The organism is Nitrincola lacisaponensis (assembly GCF_000691225.1).
GTDB classification, from domain to species: Bacteria; Pseudomonadota; Gammaproteobacteria; order Pseudomonadales; family Balneatricaceae; genus Nitrincola; species Nitrincola lacisaponensis.
The window spans coordinates 66,028-85,250 of record NZ_JMSZ01000030.1; the positions used below are offsets into that span (position 1 = coordinate 66,028).

Sequence of the window (19,223 nt, forward strand, 5' to 3'; positions counted from 1 at the left end):
GATACTGTCACAATTCGACATTAGCACTAACCGGTGTTGCGCATCCCCGCAGAGATACCTGCCATAGTCACCATCAGCGCCTGCTCCAGACACTGATCAGGCTGGTTGCGATCACGATACAGCAGCTCAACCTGAAGGAAATGCAAGGGATCCAGATAAGGATTACGCACTTCAATCGACTGACGGATAATCGGATGATCTTCCAGCAACTGTGACTCCTGTTTAATCTGCTTAACCAGCGCAACAGTCTGCTGCAAACGATCCCGCAAGCTGGCTCCCAGCACACCCAACTCTTCCGATGTCAGACGTTTTTCGTAATATGCGGCAATACTCACATCCGTCTTGGCCAGCACCATCTCCAGCATATCGATATTGGTTCGGAAAAACGCCCAGTCACGATACAGCTGCTGTAAACGTTGCAGCTCTCCCCGATCAATCGCTTCACCCAGCGCCGTATCCGACCCCAGCCAGGCCGGCAGTAACAGCCGGATTTGTGTCCAGGCAAATATCCAGGGGATTGCACGCAGGCTTTCCACTCCGCCATCGACACGACGCTTGGCCGGCCGCGATCCAAGCGGCAGCTTGGCCAACTCCTGCTCAGGCGTTGTGGAGCGGAAGTAGGGTACGAACTGTGGATCTTCACGCACCACCGAGCGATAGCCTCGCAAGCCAGCCGCCGCCAGCTGGTCCATATACTGACACCACTCGGATTCGGCAGGTGCTCCGGGACACAGCGTAGCCTGAAGTACCGCACCGGTATAGAGCTCCAGATTGCGGACAGCAATTTCAGGCACCCCGAACTTGAAGCGTATCATTTCACCCTGCTCAGTGACACGCAGTGCACCTGCCACAGAACCGGGCGGTTGAGACAGAATAGCCGTATGGCTCGGACCACCGCCACGCCCGACTGTACCCCCGCGGCCATGAAACAGCGTCAGATGTATGCCCTGCTGCTGACAGACCTGGGTTAATGCCTGCTGTGCTCGGTATTGTCCCCAGGCTGCAGCCAACTGGCCCGCATCCTTGGATGAGTCTGAATAACCGATCATCACTTCCTGACGACCTTCGGTATAGGCTTTATACCAGTCAATACTCAACAGTGCAGCAATACAGTCAGGTCCGCCATCCAGATCCGCCAGGGTTTCGAACAGGGGTACCACGCGCATATTCCAGCCGATACCCATCTCTTTCAGCAGCAAAATGACCGCTAACACATCGGAAGGTTTGCTCGCCATGGAAATCACATAGGAGCCCAGTGAGTCGGGGGAGGCATTTGCGGTGACCCGACAGGTATCCAGAACCTCCTGCACCTCAGCTGAAGGCTTCCAGTCACGCGGTATCAGTGGGCGCTTGGACTGTAACTCGGTTAACAGGAAAGTCTGCTTGTTCGCTTCAGACCAGTTGGCATAGCTGCCCAGGTTATAAAAATCACACAGTTCATCCAGAACCTGAGTATGACGTTCGGCATTCTGGCGGATATCGATTTTCACCAGCGCCAGCCCAAAACAGGCCGCCCGACGGATAATATCCTCTAACAGCCCAGCCGCGATTTTCTCCATACCACACTCACACAGAGAGCGGTGACAAAGCATTAATGGTTCCAGCAGTGCCTGATCGTCCAGCAGCCACTGACTGCTGTCACAGGGATAACCTTTGAGTTGTGCCTCAATACCATCACGCGTTGCCTCCAGCCGGGCACGCAGATCACCCAGCAACGCGCGATAAGGCTCCGCCGTCTGATCTCCTACCTGGGCACGCAATTCCGCACTGGCTCGATACATGGAGAGTTCTTTGCGCAACTCATCCACATCCTGGACAAACAGATCGGCTGCCATCCAGCGTGCCAGCTGCAGTACTTCGGCAGTTACTCGCGCGGTAACATTCGGGTTACCATCACGATCCCCTCCCATCCAGGATGAAAAGCGTACGGGAGAGCAATGCAACGGCAGCCCGGTACCGAGACCTGCCTGCAGTGTTTGATCAAGACGCTTATAAAAGCGCGGGATTGCCTTCCACAGCGAGTTTTCGATGACCGCGAACCCCCACTTGGCTTCATCCACCGGCGTGGGGCGCTGCTTACGGATCTCATCTGTATACCAGATTTGTGCAATCAACTGATCCAGTCGCTCACTGACAGGTTCCTGTCTGTCGAGCCGTTTGAGGCAGTCGGTAATCGCATCATATTTCTGGATCAGGGTACGGCGATTCACTTCTGTCGGATGCGCCGTCAGTACCAGATCAACCTTAAGCTGCGTCAGGGCTTCGGTAATCTGCTCTGGTGTTTTGTGTGACTGCTGATGCAACTGCTCTATCAGCACAGCCAGATCATCCGGCTCATGCTGTTCATCAGCATCCAGATGACGTCTGACCCGATGATGTTCCTCGGCGATATTGGCCAGGTTCAGGAACTGGGTAAATGCGCGTGCCAACGGCAGTACATCGGTTTTATCCAGGGCTTCAATCGCTGCCAGTAACTCCTCATGATCCGGCTTGGCTGCACTGCGTCCCTCTTTCGCCAGCTGGCGAATCTGTTCTACCCGGTCCAGGAAGTCATCACCCAGATCCGACGCAATGGTACGCCCCAGGCTGTCACCCAACATACGGACATCATCACGCAGCGCCTCATGCAGATTAACGCTCATGCTCCCCTTCTCCCTTCTTGGCCAGTTCCCAAAACTCATCAAGCTGCTCAAGGCGATAGTCACTGAAGTCAGCGCCGGATGCAGCTACCTGTTTTTCAACCTCACGAAAACGTCGCTCGAACTTTCGGTTTGCACCACGCAGCGCCTGTTCCGGATCCAGATTCAGGTGGCGACACAGATTGACCTGGGCAAACAGAAAGTCACCTGTTTCATCTTCAATTGCAGCAGGATCCCCTGAAGCCAGCGCCTCTCGCAATTCGGCAATTTCTTCTTCGAGCTTATTCAGCACACCACTGACATCAGGCCAGTCAAAACCGACACTGGCAGCACGCTTCTGCAGCTTTGCAGCTCGGTTGAGTGCGGGCAAGGCCTGGGGTATTTCATCCATCACTGAATGACGTTCACGTGCACCCCGCTCCTGCTGTTTGATCCGCTCCCATTGCTGATTGACATCCGCCACGGCAGCCTCGGTGGTTGCCATCGAGTCACGCAGTCGTCCGGTTGGAAACACATGAGGATGACGGCGGAGCAGCTTGGTAACCAGCTGATCGATAATCTCGGAAAAGTGAAACAGCTGCTGTTCTTCTGCCAGGCGTGCATAAAACACCACCTGGAATAACAGGTCACCCAGCTCATCCTTGAGATGAGACCAATCCTCGCGCTCCAGCGTATCGATCACCTCATACACCTCTTCGAGAGTATGCGGCACAATTGTCTGGAAGGTCTGCTGTTGATCCCAGGGACAGCCCCCGGGACCACGAAGACGCGCCATCAGGTAGAGCAGGTCATCCAGTGTATAGCGTTCAGTGTTTGCCATCACGCTCCCGATGTACATCAATCACGTTGGGCAGCTGATTCAGCTTATCCATCAGGCGTCCCAGCAGTTCCAGACGCGAGATTTCAACAGTCAGCGACATTTTGGCAATATTACTGTTTTTATCGGTACGGGTATTAGCCGACAAAATATTCAGCTTTTCATTCGCCATAATCATCATCACATCACGCAACAGCCCGGACCGGTCGTACGCTTCAATCATGATGTCGACCGGATAGGTATTTTCACCCGCCTCATCCCAGTCCACCGTGACGATACGACGCGGTTCTGTTTCACGAAGTGTTTGCAGGTTACTGCAGTTTTCATGGTGAATCGAGACGCCACGTCCCTGAGTAATGAAGCCGACAATCGGATCACCCGGTACCGGTTTACAGCAGCTGGCAATGACGGTCAGCAGGTTACCCACACCCTGTATTCTGACACTGTCGCCCTGTCCGGGAGGGACATGACGGTGTTGTGCAGGCTGCAACTGCAGATCCATTTGTTCTTCGTGGGCAGGCTCTGTCTGCTTCTGTGCTTCATTGAGCAATTGAGACAGACGCAAGTCGCCAGCACCTATCGCGGCAAACATGTCTTCACTGGTTTTGAAATTAAGTGCCTGCGTAATGACTTTCAGGTTCAGCTGGTGCAGATCAATCGCCAGACGCCGCAACTCACGTTCCAGCATATCCCGACCTGCGTCGGCATTCTGGTCTCGCGCCTGCTGTTTAAACCAATGGGCAACCTTGGCACGGGCACGCGATGTAGTGACATACCCCAGGTTAACGTTCAGCCAATCACGTCTGGGGCGTTGTTCACCACTGGTCAGGATCTCGATCTGATCACCGGTTTTCAGCACCCGGTTTAATGAAACAATACGGCCATTGACCTTGGCACCCCGGCAGCGATGGCCTACTTCGGTATGTACCCGGTAAGCGAAATCGACAGGGGTCGAACCAGAAGGCATATCGATGACATGACCATCCGGGGTAAAGACATAGACACGATCCTGTGTGACATCACCGCGCAGAATTTCGCGCAGCCCTTCACTTTCACCCAGGTCTTCATGCCATTCCAGCACCTGCCGCAGCCAGGATATTTTTTCTTCATAGCCATCACGACGTGCGCGTACATCAGTACCTTTGTAAAGATGGTGTGCACAGACACCCAGCTCTGCCTCTTCGTGCATTTCAAAGGTACGAATCTGTATTTCCAGCACCTTGCCTTCCGGCCCAAACACGGCGGTGTGCAGAGAACGATAACCATTCGACTTGGGTGATGCGATGTAGTCATCAAATTCGTTGGGGATATTGCGCCACAGCCCGTGCACAATACCCAGAACGGTGTAGCAGTCACGTACTTCAGGCACCAGAATACGCACAGCACGCACATCAAATACCTGATTAAACTCGATATTTTTGCGCTGCATTTTGCGCCAGATGCTGTAGATATGTTTGGCCCGGCCGTGTACATCACCGGCAATGCTGGCATCTTCAAGACGGTGCCGCAGCTGGTCTACGACTTCGTTGATAAACAGCTGGCGATCCAGGCGCTTTTCATCCAGCAAACGGGCAATGTTTTTATAATCATTCGGCTTCAGGTAACGAAAGGACAAGTCCTCGAGTTCCCACTTGATATGACCAATACCCAGCCGATGAGCCAGCGGGGCATAGATATCAAATACTTCCCGCGCCACCAGATAGCGTTTCTTGCGGCTTTCATCCTTGACCCGACGAATGGCACAAGTACGCTCAGCGATTTTGATGAGTGCAACACGCACGTCATCGATCATGGCCACCAGCATTTTGCGCAGGTTATCGACCTGCCCTTCACTGTCACCCAGAACCGCCGAGTCATGACGCGGATTCTTGCGACTACCAATCGCCGCCATCTGCAACACACCCTGAATCAGGGTTTCAATAGTGCTGCCAAAATCACGCTGCACCTTGGCCAGGCTGAGCTTTTCTTCCCGCACAGCACGATACAGGATCGCCGCGATCAGCGACTCCTGATCCTGCTGCAACTCGGCCAGTATCTGGGCCATTTCCAGACCAATCAGATAACTGTTTTTATGCTCACTGGCCCAATCATCACCGTCCGTATTGGCCGCTTTTTCCTGTGCCTGCCGGGCTGTTTCACAGGCCTTGCGAATCGGCTCCAGATCAACAATATCGGTTTGCATCTGCAAACGCTGTAACCAGAGTTCAAGATCGACAGATCCATCCTCTCGGATGGGGTGTTCATCACGTACCTTGACCATTGAGAGAGTAACTCCTTAGACCTTTCTAACGTGGATCAAAAACACCCGTAGACAGATAACGATCTCCACGATCACAGATGATGCAAACGATGGTTGCATTTTCCACCTGTTCGGCCAGTCTCAAGGCACCCGCCACCGAGCCACCCGAAGATACACCGGCAAAGATCCCTTCTTCCTGAGCCAGACGACGCATCATCTGTTCCGCTTCAGTCTGGGTAATATCCAGCACCTGATCGACACGAGCTGCTTCAAAAATGGTCGGCAGATACGCTTCAGGCCAACGGCGAATACCGGGGATTGCCGCCCCTTCAGCAGGCTGAAGCCCGACAATCTTCACATCAGGATTTTGCTCTTTCAGAAAGCGTGACACGCCCATAATGGTTCCGGTAGTCCCCATGGAACTGACAAAGTGGGTGATCTGACCAGCGGTCTGACGCCAGAGTTCAGGCCCGGTACTACGATAATGTGCTTCAGGGTTATCCTGATTGGAAAACTGATCCAGTACCTTGCCAACCCCTTCTGACTGCATGCGCAATGCCAGATCTCGTGCGCCCTCCATACCCTGCTCTTTACTGACTTCAATCAGCTCCGCGCCATATGCTGACATGGCAGACTTGCGCTCCTGACTCATATTCGCGGGCATGATCAACTTGAGCGGATAACCTTTAATCGCCGCCGCCATTGCCAATGCAATACCGGTATTTCCCGAAGTAGCCTCGATCAGTACATCTCCAGGATGGATATCACCACGCAATTCAGCCAGCTCAATCATGCTCAATGCAGGACGGTCCTTGACTGACCCGGCGGGGTTATTTCCCTCCAACTTGCACAACAGGGTATTGTTGTTCGGAACCCTGATTCGCTGCAGCCGTACCAGCGGTGTATTGCCAATACATTCTGCAATGGTGGGATAGTGTGGTGCTGTCATCATTACAACCCTGTGCCAATGGAATAAAATATGCTGAAGCGTTACGCATTACGGATGGTAACGGCTCAGGCTGTTCGTCTCAACTTTCCGCGATCGCCGTAGCCACCACGTAATCCTTTTCATCACTGTATGAGAGATGCCAGGCTCGAATCTGGAACTGCTCAGCCAGCTGTTGTGCATGTCCCGTCAAGGCCACACAGGGCCTTCCCTGAGGCGTTTTGTCAATCTGCATCTGCTGCCACCCGACACCCTGACCAATGCCGGTACCCAGTGCTTTTACAACCGCTTCCTTGGCGGCAAAGCGCTTGGCAAGAAAGCGGACAGGATCACGGGTTTGCTGAAACAACTGATATTCAGCCGGTGTCAGAATTCGGGTCGCCAGGGCCGGAGTGCGTTCAAGTGCTCTGGCCACGCGTACGATCTGAATAATATCAACACCCAGGCCGTAAATCATGGCGTATTGATCCGCCCCGCCAATAAACTCTGCTGCCGAGCTGTTTGCATCTGCTGTTTCATCTCTTTCACTGCAGCGGTCAAACCCACAAACAACGCATGCGAGATCAGCGCATGACCAATATTCAGCTCATGCAGCTGTGGAATTTCGGCAATCGCATCAACATTGTGGTAGTGCAAGCCATGCCCTGCATTGACGATCAGTCCACACTCTGCAGCATAAGCTGCTGCTGTACGAATACGCTGCAATTCAGCCTGAAGCTGTACCGGAGACGTTGCGTCTGCATAAGCGCCAGTATGCAGTTCAATCGCAGGCGCGCCACAACGCACGGCTGCATCGATTTGAGCCGGCTCAGGGTCAATAAACAGTGAAACTTCAGCCCCCTTGGCGCTCAGCACCTGACAGAAATGGCTGACCTGGCTTTCATAGGTGATGACATCCAGTCCACCCTCTGTGGTGAGCTCTTCCCGTTTTTCCGGTACCAGACAGATATGTGCCGGATTGATTTCCTGCGCAAATGCCAGCATTTCCGGCGTCAGAGCCATTTCCAGATTCATACGGGTTTGCAACACCTCTGCCAGCAAACGTATATCCCGTTCCTGAATATGTCGACGATCCTCACGCAGATGAACAGTAATACCATCCGCTCCGGCTGCTTCAGCCAGCTGAGCTGCATACACAGGGTCCGGATAACGGGTACCACGCGCCTGCCGCAGCGTGGCAATATGATCAATATTGACGCCTAACAGTATTGGCTTGACATGGTTCATGAGCTTCTCCTGGTTTTCATAAAAAGTTCTCGGCTTTTCAGGGGCTTTCCACCCAGCAGTACGGACAAGGCTTCACGCATCAGCCGTTTGGCAGCACGCCGCACCTCAGGCTGATCGTAACGGTCTTCGGCTATCGCCAAGAGCCAGTGTCCCGGATAATTGTCCGGATGTTCGATATCTGTCAGCAAACCTAATTCGGGATCAAAACGGTAATAGTGGCTGGCATGGCATGTTGCCAGCATCAAGCCATAACCGAGACTCTCCAGCAATTGTCGCTCGAAAGTACGCAACGCACCTTCGAGGTCATCTGGCTGCAACAGCTCGCGTAACAGGTAGGTATAGTAGAGATAAAGTCTTGGATGCGGATCAGCAGGTGGCAGCAGGCGTTGCAGCAATTCATTGGCATAGAGACCACATAACAACGCATTACCCTGGGGCGGTGCCATGACTTGAGGCACCTCTGCCTGAGTCAGGTTTTTCAGTTCATGCCGGCCCGACCAACTGACATGCAAAGCCTGAAAGGGCTGCAGTGTAAAACGTCGCGAGGAACCCGAACGCCGGGCACCTCGCGCTACTACACTGATACGCCCCTGTTCCAGCGTAAACAGGTCTACCAGAAGGCTGGTTTCTCGATAGGGGCGGGTATGCAGAACAAAGGCTGCGGCCTGTTCAGCACGCTGAAACATTACTCGTGCCTGTATCCCAGACTGCGCAGGGCACGCTCATCATCCGACCATCCCCGACGCACTTTGACCCACAGGTTCAGCATGACTTTGCATTCGAACATTTTTTCAATATCGATACGCGCATCACGACCTATGGTTTTCAATACACTGCCTTTATCACCGATGACGATGCGCTTTTGTCCATCACGTTCAACCAGTATCAACGCACTGATTGTGAGCAGCTGACCGTCATGTTCAAAGGCTTCAATCTCGACGGTTACCCCGTAAGGAACTTCATCGCCCAGGTTGCGCATCAGTTTTTCGCGCACAATTTCAGCAACCACAAAGCGTGAGCTGCGATCTGTAATCTGGTCTTCTGGGTAATGGTGCGGCCCTTCCGGCAAGTAACGACTCACCAACTGTTCCAGTTCAGCAACATTATGTCCCTGCTTGGCAGACATCGGCATGATGGCGACGAACTCTCGCTTGCTGGCCAGCTCGTCGATCTGCGGCAACAACTCATGCTTCTGCTTCAACTGGTCAATTTTGTTAACCACCAGAATCACCGGGCAGGTCACATAACGCAGCTTTTCCAGTACGATCTCATCTTCTTCAGTCCAGCGGGTGCGATCCACCAGGAAAACCACCAGGTCCACATAGCGCAACGCATCGGAAGCCGCCTGATTCATGAAGCGGTTCAGCGCCTTGCCTTTTTCATCTTTATGCAGCCCGGGGGTATCGACATAAATGACCTGATCCGCACCTTCTGTCTTGATACCCAGTATCTGGTGCCGGGTCGTCTGAGGTTTACGTGATGTAATACTGAGTTTCTGCCCCAGAATATGATTCAGCAAGGTCGATTTGCCAACATTGGGACGCCCAACAATCGCCACAAAACCACAACGCGTTGTCTCAGCCACGGCTTACCTCCTGTCGTAACTGCATCAATGCGGCCTTGGCTGCATTCTGTTCGGCCTGACGGCGGCTGTTGCCCTGCCCCTGAGTCGGGTTGTCCAGCAACACCGTGTGGCACTGAATATTAAAAGTCTGCGCATGGGCTTCGCCCTCGACACTGACCAGCTCGTAATCCGGCAGATTCAAGCGCCGCGATTGCAGGAATTCTTGCAGGCGGGTTTTCGAGTCCTTGATTGAGCCGTCCAGGTCCAACTCATCCAGACGTTTCTCGTACCAGCCCAGCACAAAGCCTTCGACTGTCTGCAAACCGGCATCGAGATAGATGGCTCCGATAATGGCTTCAACCGCATCGGCCAGAATTGAATCACGGCGGAAGCCGCCACTTTTCAGCTCACCGGAACCCAGTCGAAGATAGTCACCCAACCCTAACTCACGGGCAATTTCGGCCAGCGTTTCACCCTTCACCATCAAGGCTCTCAACCGGCTTAACTGCCCTTCACGAGCTGCAGGAAAGCGCTGATAGAGATCCGCTGCAATCACAAAGTTGAGCACTGAATCACCCAGAAACTCCAGGCGCTCGTTATTTCGCTTTCCACAACTACGATGGGTCAGTGCCAACTCAAACAGTGACTCGTCTTTAAAGGCATGCCCTAAACGCCGGGCCAGCTCAGATACAGGTTTTTTCAAGGCTTTCTGGCTTCGTAGCTATCCTGGAACATGATCACCGCATCAACATTACCAAACATCGGTACCCTGACTTCATAATCCAGATTAAAGAAAATCATGCCCGCATCTTCAGTGATCGTTAAGGCATCCCGGTCAGGTAAAGAAACCTGATTGATATGAAAACGGCGATCCAGATTGGTACGAATCTGTGCAATCGGGCGCGCCAGCTCTTCACGATCTTCCGTAGTTGCTTTCACCACTGAGGTGATCGTCCGATACTCCCAGTAAGGCGTAAACAGCTTGAAGGCGACCGTCAGGACAACACCCAAAACGATCAATATGCTCAGCACACCAAAGAAAGATGCACCCGCTTGCCTGTGACTTGCATGATGTTCCATGGTTAGATTCCTATCTGATTTTACGCATCACACTGAAATCGGGCAGACTGAAGAAGTTATCCCAGTGCATCCAGACAACAACCGCCTTACCCACCAACAGGTTTTCCGACACAAAGCCCCAGTAACGACTGTCATTACTGTTATCGCGATTGTCACCTACTGTGAAGTAATGCCCTTCAGGGACAACCCACTGAGCTGACAGGGATGGACGCCCTACATCCTGATAGGTTGTATAGGTATGCTCTCCCAGTGTTTCCTGCAACAACAGCACTTCCGGATTCACCGGCGGCAAGCGTGCCAACAATTCAGGTTCTAGCGCTTCACCATTAATATAGAAGGTTTTATTGTGATAGCTAATCACATCGCCGGGAACCCCGATCACTCTTTTAATATAGTTGATCGAAGGGTTGTTGGGATAGCGAAATACAGCCACCTCTCCACGCTGAGGGTCATTCACTTCCAGTACCCGGGTATTTACTACCGGAAGACGTACGCCATAGTGAAATTTGTTCACCAGAATAAAGTCACCGATCTGCAAAGTAGGTAACATGGAACCTGACGGAATCTGGAAAGGCTCAAACAGGAAGGAACGCAATACCAGCACAACGGCCAGTACAGGAAACATTGATTTTCCCAAATCGGCCCAACCCGGCTGCTGCAAAATTTTAGTCCGGGTGGACTCTGGCAAGGGTTCTGCACTTTCTGCTTCAGCCGCCTGCAAGCAGGCTCTCCTGCCCGGCGCAAAAAACAGACTATCCACTAACCACAGCAACCCCGTCACCGCCGTCAGCGTTACCAATACCAATGAAAAATCAAAATCCATATCAGCCTCAGCTATCGACTTTCAATACAGCCAGGAAAGCATCCTGGGGTATTTCTACACGCCCCACCTGCTTCATGCGTTTTTTACCCTCTTTCTGCTTCGACAAGAGTTTCTTCTTACGACTGACGTCACCACCGTAACATTTCGCCAGTACGTTTTTACGCAGCGCCTTGACAGTCGTACGGGCAATAATCTTGCCACCAATCGCAGCCTGAATAGCCACATCAAACATCTGACGCGGGATCAGGTCTTTCATCTTTTCACAAAGCATACGACCCTTGTACTGCGCATTATCCTTATGCAGGATAACCGCCAGTGCATCGACCTTTTCACCGTTAATCAGAATATCAAGACGACACAACCTGGCTGCATCGAAGCGAATAAAGTTGTACTCCAGGGATGCATAACCACGGCTGACAGACTTCAGTCGATCAAAGAAGTCCAGTACCACTTCTGCCATGGGCAACTCATACTGCAGCTGTACCTGGTTACCGACGAACAGCATATGTTTCTGAACGCCTCGCTTTTCAACACACAAGCCAATTACCTGACCGAGATAGTCCTGTGGTACCAGAATACTGGCCAGGACAATAGGCTCACGCATCTCTTTCATGGTGGCTGGGTCAGGCATTTTCGACGGGCTGTCAATGTGGATAATCTCGCCACTATTGAGTTCTACTTCATAGACAACCGTCGGTGCAGTAGTCACCAGATCAAGATCATACTCTCGCTCCAGGCGCTCCTGAATGATCTCCATGTGCAACATGCCGAGGAAACCACAGCGGAAACCAAACCCCAGTGCATCAGAGCTTTCAGGCTCAAAAAATAACGACGCATCGTTGAGGGTCAATTTATCCAGTGCTTCGCGGAAGTCTTCATAGTCATCGGCACTGGTTGGAAAGAGGCCAGCATAAACCTGTGGCTGTACTTTCTGGAAACCAGGCAAACTGGCAACATCCGGTGTTTTTGACAGCGTCAGAGTATCGCCGACCGGAGCACCATGAATATCCTTGATGCCTGCGACCACAAACCCTACTTCACCCGCTTTCAACGAATCAGTTACCAGGCGTTTGGGGGTAAATACACCGACGCTGTCTACCAGATGCATCTGGCCGGTCGATTTCACCAGAATCTTGTCTTTCTTGCGTAGCTGGCCATGTTTCACGCGCACCAGAGACACAACACCCAGGTAGTTATCAAACCAGGAGTCAATAATCAGCGCTTGCAAAGGCGCATCTATGTCACCTTCAGGTGGCGGGATCAAACGCACTAACTCTTCCAGCACTTCATCGACACCCAGTCCGGTTTTCGCCGAACAGGCCACTGCATGTGTGGCATCAATGCCAATGACTTCTTCTATTTCATGCTTGACCTTTTCCGGCTCCGCCTGTGGCAAGTCCATTTTGTTCAGTACGGGCACAACTTCCAGGCCTTGCTCAATCGCGGTGTAGCAGTTCGCCACCGACTGAGCTTCAACCCCCTGAGCGGCGTCCACCACCAGCAGCGCACCTTCACAGGCTGCCAGAGAACGCGAAACTTCATAGGAGAAATCCACATGTCCAGGGGTATCAATGAAATTCAGCTGATAGACTTTACCGTCTTTCGCTGTGTAGTTCAGGGTGACACTCTGCGCTTTGATGGTAATACCACGCTCACGCTCAATATCCATCGAGTCGAGAACCTGTTCAGCCATTTCACGTTCGCTCAGGCCACCACAAACCTGGATAAAACGATCAGCCAAAGTGGATTTTCCATGATCGATATGGGCGATAATGGAGAAGTTGCGAATGTGGTCCAGATTACTCACGTGTCAGTGTCTCAAATCAGTTGCCAAAAGGGGCAGAAATGCCCGGACAGGGGCCGTAGTCTACCCTATTCCAGTGATTACAGCCATTAGCGGAAAGCAATTCCGCAGCAGGGAAGACACCCTGCTGCGGTAACGAAGCGGGGCGTTAATGGTCAGGGATTCAGACGTAAAGGAATAAACATGGCACTACCACGACGCACTATTCGCATGGGCACTGCACGATCCTCAGGAAGCGCCTGCACAACCTGATGAAACTGATCAACCGTTTCTATGCGTTCACCATTCAGCATGGTAATAACATCGCCATTGACCAGGCCTGCACGCGCACCAGGCCCCTCGTTAACCTGGGTCACCAGCACACCTGAAGAGAGATTCCAGCGACTACGTTGCTCCTGGGTCAAGGGTGTCACCACCAATCCCAGCGACGTATCAGCAGGGTCAGCATCCGGCTCACCACGACTGCGGCGTGCCAACTGATCTTCATCAGGCAACAAGCCAATGGTCGCAGTCAATGTCTGCAAGCGGCCATCACGTATCACTTCAACGTCTGCTTTCTCACCAGGACGGATGCGCCCGACCTGATGAGGCAGATCAGACGAGAGTGTAATGTCATTGCCATTGAAGCGCACGATCACATCACCTTCACGCAAGCCGGCTGCCTGCGCAGGACTGTCAGACATAACATTGACCACCAATGCTCCAGCAGGCTTGTCCAGACCAAATGATTCAGCAAGATCACGACTCACTTCCTGGATGACAACGCCCAGCCAGCCCCGCGTCACGCTGCCAGTATCTCGTAACTGATCAGCAACTTCCATGGCAACATCAATTGGAATTGCGAAAGACAGCCCCATGAAACCACCCGAACGGGTATAGATCTGCGAGTTGATACCGATCACCTCACCGTCAAGATTAAACAGCGGTCCGCCGGAGTTACCCGGATTAATCGCCACATCGGTTTGTATAAAGGGCACATAGGTATCATTTGCCAGCGAACGCTCCGTTGCACTGACAATACCGGCGGTAACACTGTGGTCAAAACCGAATGGTGAGCCGATAGCCAGCACCCATTCACCTACCTCAACATCAGCGGACCGGCCTGTTTTAACTGTTGGGAGACCTTGTGCATCCACTTTCAACAGCGCCACATCTGAGCGAGGGTCAGAACCTATGACCTCAGCCTCCAGCTCGCGACGATCACTGAGACGCACAATGACCTGATCAGCATCACGGATAACATGATGATTAGTGAGTATATAACCGTCTTCAGAAAGAATAAAACCGGAACCTAGTGAGCGCGGTGCGGGATTACCACGTCGAGGGGAGGGCGATATTTCCGGGAATCCACGGAAGAAATGCCTGAAGATATCCGGTAATTCTTCACCGCCAGGACCACGAAACTGACCAAAAGGGTCACTGGCCTCATCAGGCGCTTTTTGTACTGTACTGATGTTAACGACCGCTGGAGACGTTTCACGAACCAGGGTCTTGAAATCAGGTAGCTGCTGAGCCCAAGTCTGCACAGAGACCAGCAGCAGTAGCAGCAAGCCCCCTAAGGACAAGTGTACTTTTTTCATACTGAGACCTTTTCAACGCTAGTTGTGTGTTTAGTGGTGTGCCTTTAACAGCACCGGATAATACTTCGGGTTTGACAAAAGCTGTGCAGAAAATATCCGTGCCAGCCAAAAACCAAGCAGCAACCCCAGTAACCCCGACAGGATCACCATGCCCTCCTTTCCGGTGAAATAGCTCACCAGCAGAGCAACCAGCATCATCAGCAACAATGGAAACAAGTAGAGTAATAACGATGACCTGAGCAGTGCACCTTCATGCAAGCCAATCACCACCGACTGCCCTGTTTCAACAGGCCAATGATCCGGGTTTTCTATGCGCACAATCACCTGCTTATTGCCGAACAGACTTGCCAGCTTGCGCTGACCACAGTCCTGGCTCGCCTGACAGGACTGACAGGCACTTAATCGGGAACTGGAAACCAGCAGGTGGTCGGGATGCACCTCAACCACCTCTGCAATTTCTTCCAGCATGCGCGATCAACGACTCTGAGTGACAGCTGCCGCAATGCGCTCAGCCACCATGATTGGCATATCACCCACCACTGTTACAAAACGATCTTCAGTCGCTTTTCCCAGTGCAATAAAATTACCCGCATCGGTAACCCCTTCCGGCATGGACTGCAAGCCCAGTTTTTCCACACTGACCGAAAACGCTTTGTGACCATTGGAAAACACCATCACCTCACCCGCGCGGGTCGATTCATGACGAATATTCTGATATCCCTCAGGCAACCAGGCCAACCCCCACTGTAACGGGCGCGGTTCAACCATTGCCAAATGCTGATCGATGTAGCGTTGCATGTTTGCAGGTGCACGAATCATATCGTCATCCTGAAACAGCGAACCGCTATAATTCGAGCTGAGTGAACGCTGACCAAAGGTGACCGGTTGAGCCAGCTGATTACGCTGTATCGAGTCAGAAACAGTCGCTGAAGCAACAGCTGGAGTCTGTACCCTTGGCGTATCCTGAGTCAGCCAGCCAGGTCCCAGAATAACGACAGCCGTCACAGAGGCTGCCACTGCCATACTGATCAAAGACCTCATCATGCCGGATACGGGGCTAGCCGCTTCGGCTCCGGCAGATTGCATCGATACGGCATCAGACGGCATATCCTGATCCAGAGACTGCATCACACGCTGACTGAAATCCGGGCTTGGGAAACTGACCGGCTCACGCTTCATCAATGCACTGGCCAGGTGATAACGCTGCCAGCTGTCTGACAACTCATTATTGTCCTCCGTCTGCTTAAGCAGACGTCTCAATTCCAGTTCATTTGCTTCACCATCCATGAGCGCGGATAGCGATTCTTTATGCTCACTCATGCTGTCACCTCAGCGTTTACTGCGCGCATCTCAGTCATTCCTGAGCAGCGGTGCGATCTCATTATCAATGGCCTCCCTGGCTCTGAATATACGGGATCTCACCGTACCAACAGGGCAATCCATAACCTTGGCAATCTCTTCATAACTTAACCCTTCAAACTCACGAAGGGTTAATGCCACGCGCAAATCTTCCGGCAGTCGATCCAGTACCTGGTTGATCACCCGTTCCAGCTCATCTTTGTAGAGCGCATTTTCAGGGTTCTCAATATCTCGCAGGTCCGAGTCTGACTCAAAATACTGCGCATCCTCAGCATCGACATCCGTATCCGGTGGACGCCGTCCTCTCGCAACCAAATGGTTTTTCGCCGTATTGATCGCGATCCGGTATAGCCAGGTATAAAACGCACTGTCACCCCGAAAATTTGGCAAGGCACGGTAGGCCTTGATAAATGCCTCCTGAGCGACATCCATTGCTTCATGATGGTCGTATATATAACGGGAGATCAGCCCGATGATCTTGTGCTGGTACTTTTTCACCAACAGATCAAAGGCTCTTTTATCACCCGCTTGGACACGCTCGACCAGCAGCTGATCAGTGTTGACCTGGCTCTCTATAGACACTTGGAATCCTTACAAGCCGGTTAATGTAACCTGTTCATTCATTTCAAAATCAGTATGTGGTTAAGCTAACCGTCATTCAACCCCAGTGTCACAGTTTTTCACTGTACTCATTCGATTCAACTGTGTTGATGAAGTTCCACAGCAGATGATTTTTTTCACACAAGACTAAGGTATCAGGCATAATGGACCACAGTGCAACCAAGGCAACAGGACAAGCAATGACAGAAGCACAACATTTTGATGTTCTGGTAATCGGCAGCGGTGCTGCCGGACTGACACTGGCACTGCAACTGGCCGACAAGGCCCGTATAGCCCTGCTCAGTAAAAGCACGCTTCAGGCAGGCTCGACCTGGTTGGCACAGGGAGGTATTGCCGCTGTCCTGGACCCACAGGATGACTGTGAAAGTCATATCCATGACACCTGGGTTGCGGGTGCTTATCTGAGCCGCCCTCCTGCCATAGAGCACACTATACGTAATGGTCCCGATGCAATTCGCTGGCTTATCGATCAGGGCGTCCCCTTTACTCGTGATGAGCAGGGGTACCATTTAACACGCGAAGGCGGACATACCCATCGTCGTATTATACATGCGGCTGATGCAACCGGTAGAGCCGTCCATGAAACCCTGATCCGCAACGCACTCGCGCATCCGAATATCACTATATTCGAGCACCACATTGCCATCGACCTGATCACTCGACGCAAGCTGGGACTGAAACATAACCGCTGTATCGGTGCCTATGTACTCAATCATCAGACAGGACATGTCATTGCATTCAAAGCGCCGACTGTTGTACTGGCCACAGGTGGAGCATCCAAAGCCTATCTGTACACCAGCAACAATGACGGAACTACCGGTGATGGCATTGCCATGGCCTGGCGTGCTGGTTGCCGGGTTGCCAATATGGAGTTCAATCAGTTCCATCCAACCTGCCTGTATCACCCTAAGGCCAAATCATTTCTGATTACCGAAGCCGTTCGGGGCGAAGGCGGCGTACTGCGTTTACCCGATGGTACTCGTTTCATGCACAAGTTTGATTCACGCGAAGAACTGGCACCTCGTGACATTGTTGCACGCGCCATTGACCATGAAATGAAACGTATCGGGTGTGATTGCGTTTACCTGGACATATCGCATCGCCCGGCTGACTTCATCAAGGAGCACTTCCCAACCATTTATGAACGCTGCCTGGGCTTCGGTATCGACATTACACGGGAACCTATCCCCGTCGTGCCTGCAGCACACTACACCTGTGGTGGCGTGGTAACAGATCAGCAGGGCTGTACGGACATTCCCGGTCTCTATGCCATTGGCGAAACAGCTTTTACCGGGCTGCATGGTGCAAATCGTCTGGCATCAAACTCTCTGCTGGAGTGCGTCGTCTATGGGCGTTCAGCTGCAACACACATCCTTGCACAATCACTGGATGCACTGGACAGAGCTGACTGCAGACTACCTGACTGGGATGAGTCGCAAGTCACAGATTCCGATGAAGACGTTATTATTTCACATAACTGGGACGAACTACGTCGTTTTATGTGGGACTATGTGGGTATTGTACGCACCAGCAAACGACTTGAACGCGCCATGCATCGTATTCATCTGCTGAAACAGGAAATCGCTGAATACTACTCCAACTATAAAATCAGCAGAGATCTCATCGAACTGCGTAATCTGGCAACAGTCGCAGAACTGATCATCACCTGTGCCATGCAACGCAAAGAAAGCCGTGGTCTGCACTTCACACAAGACTTCCCTGCCCAGGCGGCAGAGTCGGCTGACACCATCATCACGCCGACGAACTTTTCCTGGCCGGATTCGATAAGGGAAGCTGATATAGCAGAAGCACCGATAAACGTCTAAACAGGAACCACTCAACCGCATCCCGGGGGATGATCACCCAATGGTGACGCCCCTGCTCATCTTCTACAGACAATATCAGCAAAAATGGCAAACACGTGTAATGACGGATAGCCTCCACCGAATACTGCTGTCCAAGACGATCGGTTATCCACCAGTGACGATGATCTGGGCAACAGCCCACTGCTATTATCGTCCCGGGAGCACTCCACAGATCATATAAGGTATAGAAGTAGCTGTAAAAAATCAGCAGAATGAGAGTGATGCAGAGCAAAAATGGCAAAGCAGTCAAAGCCAGGGCAAGCACTGCCGACAGATGAAGTACAAACAGTGCTACCAGTAGAGCTCTTGAATCACCTATCAGAATTTCAAGATGGCTGAACCCGTTCAAGTATAATCCTCACAATCCGTTGCAAGTCTGGATCTTCAGGCTGTTCTCTCTCCATAAACCAAACGAACAGATCCTGATCCTCACAAGATAGCAACTTAACAAATCGCTGCTGATCCTCAAATGCCAGCCCTCTGAAAGCCTCTTTGGCAAAAGGCTCTAGCAGGATATCCAGCTCCAGCATTCCACGGCGGCATTGCCAGGCTAAACGTCTGATATCGTCTTCAGTATACATGCGCACTCATCCACCTAATGAAAACAGCTGGCTATTTAACACTGACTGGAGCATAAAAGCAAAAAGGGCCACCCAACG

Annotated in this window: 19 protein-coding genes; 1 reads left to right on the plus strand and 18 read right to left on the minus strand. The window is 52.1% G+C overall.

What is annotated here, in order from left to right; translation table 11 throughout:
- Positions 1-26: 26 nt before the first annotated feature.
- The 16 genes from ppc to rpoE form a co-directional block, all read right to left on the minus strand.
- Complete coding sequence (ppc, locus tag ADINL_RS09970; RefSeq protein WP_036547259.1) at positions 27-2,642, minus strand: phosphoenolpyruvate carboxylase; 2,616 nt, start codon at positions 2,640-2,642, stop codon at positions 27-29.
- On the minus strand, positions 2,632-3,459 hold the full coding sequence (gene mazG, locus ADINL_RS09975; RefSeq protein ID WP_036547262.1) for a nucleoside triphosphate pyrophosphohydrolase: 828 nt from the start codon (positions 3,457-3,459) through the stop codon (positions 2,632-2,634). The genes ppc and mazG overlap by 11 nt, the downstream gene beginning before the upstream one ends.
- Positions 3,446-5,716, minus strand: coding sequence for a GTP diphosphokinase (gene relA, locus ADINL_RS09980; protein ID WP_036547265.1), 2,271 nt, complete (start codon positions 5,714-5,716; stop codon positions 3,446-3,448). Before relA ends, mazG begins: the two co-directional genes overlap by 14 nt.
- Positions 5,717-5,741: 25 nt before the next feature.
- Positions 5,742-6,644, minus strand: coding sequence for a cysteine synthase CysM (gene cysM / locus ADINL_RS09985; RefSeq protein ID WP_036547268.1), 903 nt, complete (start codon positions 6,642-6,644; stop codon positions 5,742-5,744).
- Between the two features lie 79 nt (positions 6,645-6,723).
- The gene (gene acpS / locus ADINL_RS09990) at positions 6,724-7,098 is read right to left on the minus strand and encodes a holo-ACP synthase (protein WP_036547271.1); all 375 of its coding nucleotides are present in this window, start codon (positions 7,096-7,098) and stop codon (positions 6,724-6,726) included.
- Positions 7,095-7,868 (minus strand): pyridoxine 5'-phosphate synthase, encoded by a 774-nt coding sequence (pdxJ, locus tag ADINL_RS09995; RefSeq protein WP_036547274.1) that lies wholly within the window; start codon positions 7,866-7,868, stop codon positions 7,095-7,097. The genes acpS and pdxJ overlap by 4 nt, the downstream gene beginning before the upstream one ends.
- Positions 7,865-8,554, minus strand: coding sequence for a DNA repair protein RecO (gene recO / locus ADINL_RS10000; protein ID WP_036547277.1), 690 nt, complete (start codon positions 8,552-8,554; stop codon positions 7,865-7,867). The genes pdxJ and recO overlap by 4 nt, the downstream gene beginning before the upstream one ends.
- Entirely contained in the window at positions 8,554-9,453 is a 900-nt protein-coding gene (gene era / locus ADINL_RS10005) for a GTPase Era (RefSeq protein ID WP_036547280.1), read from the minus strand. Before era ends, recO begins: the two co-directional genes overlap by 1 nt.
- Positions 9,446-10,135: a ribonuclease III gene (gene rnc, locus ADINL_RS10010; RefSeq protein ID WP_036547282.1), complete on the minus strand. Its 690-nt coding sequence runs from the start codon at positions 10,133-10,135 to the stop codon at positions 9,446-9,448. The genes era and rnc overlap by 8 nt, the downstream gene beginning before the upstream one ends.
- Positions 10,132-10,512 carry a DUF4845 domain-containing protein gene (locus tag ADINL_RS10015; RefSeq protein WP_036547283.1) on the minus strand — a complete coding sequence of 127 codons (381 nt, stop codon included), beginning with the start codon at positions 10,510-10,512 and terminating at the stop codon, positions 10,132-10,134. The genes rnc and ADINL_RS10015 overlap by 4 nt, the downstream gene beginning before the upstream one ends.
- Positions 10,513-10,522: 10 nt before the next feature.
- The gene (gene lepB / locus ADINL_RS10020; protein ID WP_036547285.1) at positions 10,523-11,335 is read right to left on the minus strand and encodes a signal peptidase I; all 813 of its coding nucleotides are present in this window, start codon (positions 11,333-11,335) and stop codon (positions 10,523-10,525) included.
- Between the two features lie 7 nt (positions 11,336-11,342).
- Entirely contained in the window at positions 11,343-13,142 is a 1,800-nt protein-coding gene (gene lepA / locus ADINL_RS10025) for a translation elongation factor 4 (RefSeq protein WP_036547288.1), read from the minus strand.
- Between the two features lie 152 nt (positions 13,143-13,294).
- The gene (locus tag ADINL_RS10030; protein WP_036547291.1) at positions 13,295-14,719 is read right to left on the minus strand and encodes a DegQ family serine endoprotease; all 1,425 of its coding nucleotides are present in this window, start codon (positions 14,717-14,719) and stop codon (positions 13,295-13,297) included.
- Between the two features lie 30 nt (positions 14,720-14,749).
- Positions 14,750-15,187, minus strand: coding sequence for a SoxR reducing system RseC family protein (locus ADINL_RS10035; protein WP_036547293.1), 438 nt, complete (start codon positions 15,185-15,187; stop codon positions 14,750-14,752).
- Between the two features lie 6 nt (positions 15,188-15,193).
- The gene (locus ADINL_RS15995; protein WP_051632711.1) at positions 15,194-16,039 is read right to left on the minus strand and encodes a MucB/RseB C-terminal domain-containing protein; all 846 of its coding nucleotides are present in this window, start codon (positions 16,037-16,039) and stop codon (positions 15,194-15,196) included.
- A gap of 30 nt (positions 16,040-16,069) precedes the next feature.
- The gene (gene rpoE, locus ADINL_RS10045) at positions 16,070-16,660 is read right to left on the minus strand and encodes an RNA polymerase sigma factor RpoE (protein WP_051632712.1); all 591 of its coding nucleotides are present in this window, start codon (positions 16,658-16,660) and stop codon (positions 16,070-16,072) included.
- A 218-nt stretch (positions 16,661-16,878) separates the two neighbouring features.
- Between rpoE and nadB the strand changes: the two genes are divergently transcribed.
- Positions 16,879-18,525 (plus strand): L-aspartate oxidase, encoded by a 1,647-nt coding sequence (gene nadB / locus ADINL_RS10050; protein WP_036547338.1) that lies wholly within the window; start codon positions 16,879-16,881, stop codon positions 18,523-18,525.
- On the opposite strand, the gene ADINL_RS16860 is transcribed toward nadB, so the two are convergent.
- Both ADINL_RS16860 and ADINL_RS10055 read right to left on the minus strand, forming a co-directional pair.
- Entirely contained in the window at positions 18,452-18,829 is a 378-nt protein-coding gene (locus ADINL_RS16860; protein ID WP_420835598.1) for a protein YgfX, read from the minus strand. The genes nadB and ADINL_RS16860 overlap by 74 nt on opposite strands.
- Before the next feature lie 61 nt (positions 18,830-18,890).
- Positions 18,891-19,145 carry an FAD assembly factor SdhE gene (locus tag ADINL_RS10055; RefSeq protein ID WP_036547297.1) on the minus strand — a complete coding sequence of 85 codons (255 nt, stop codon included), beginning with the start codon at positions 19,143-19,145 and terminating at the stop codon, positions 18,891-18,893.
- Positions 19,146-19,223 lie beyond the last annotated feature (78 nt).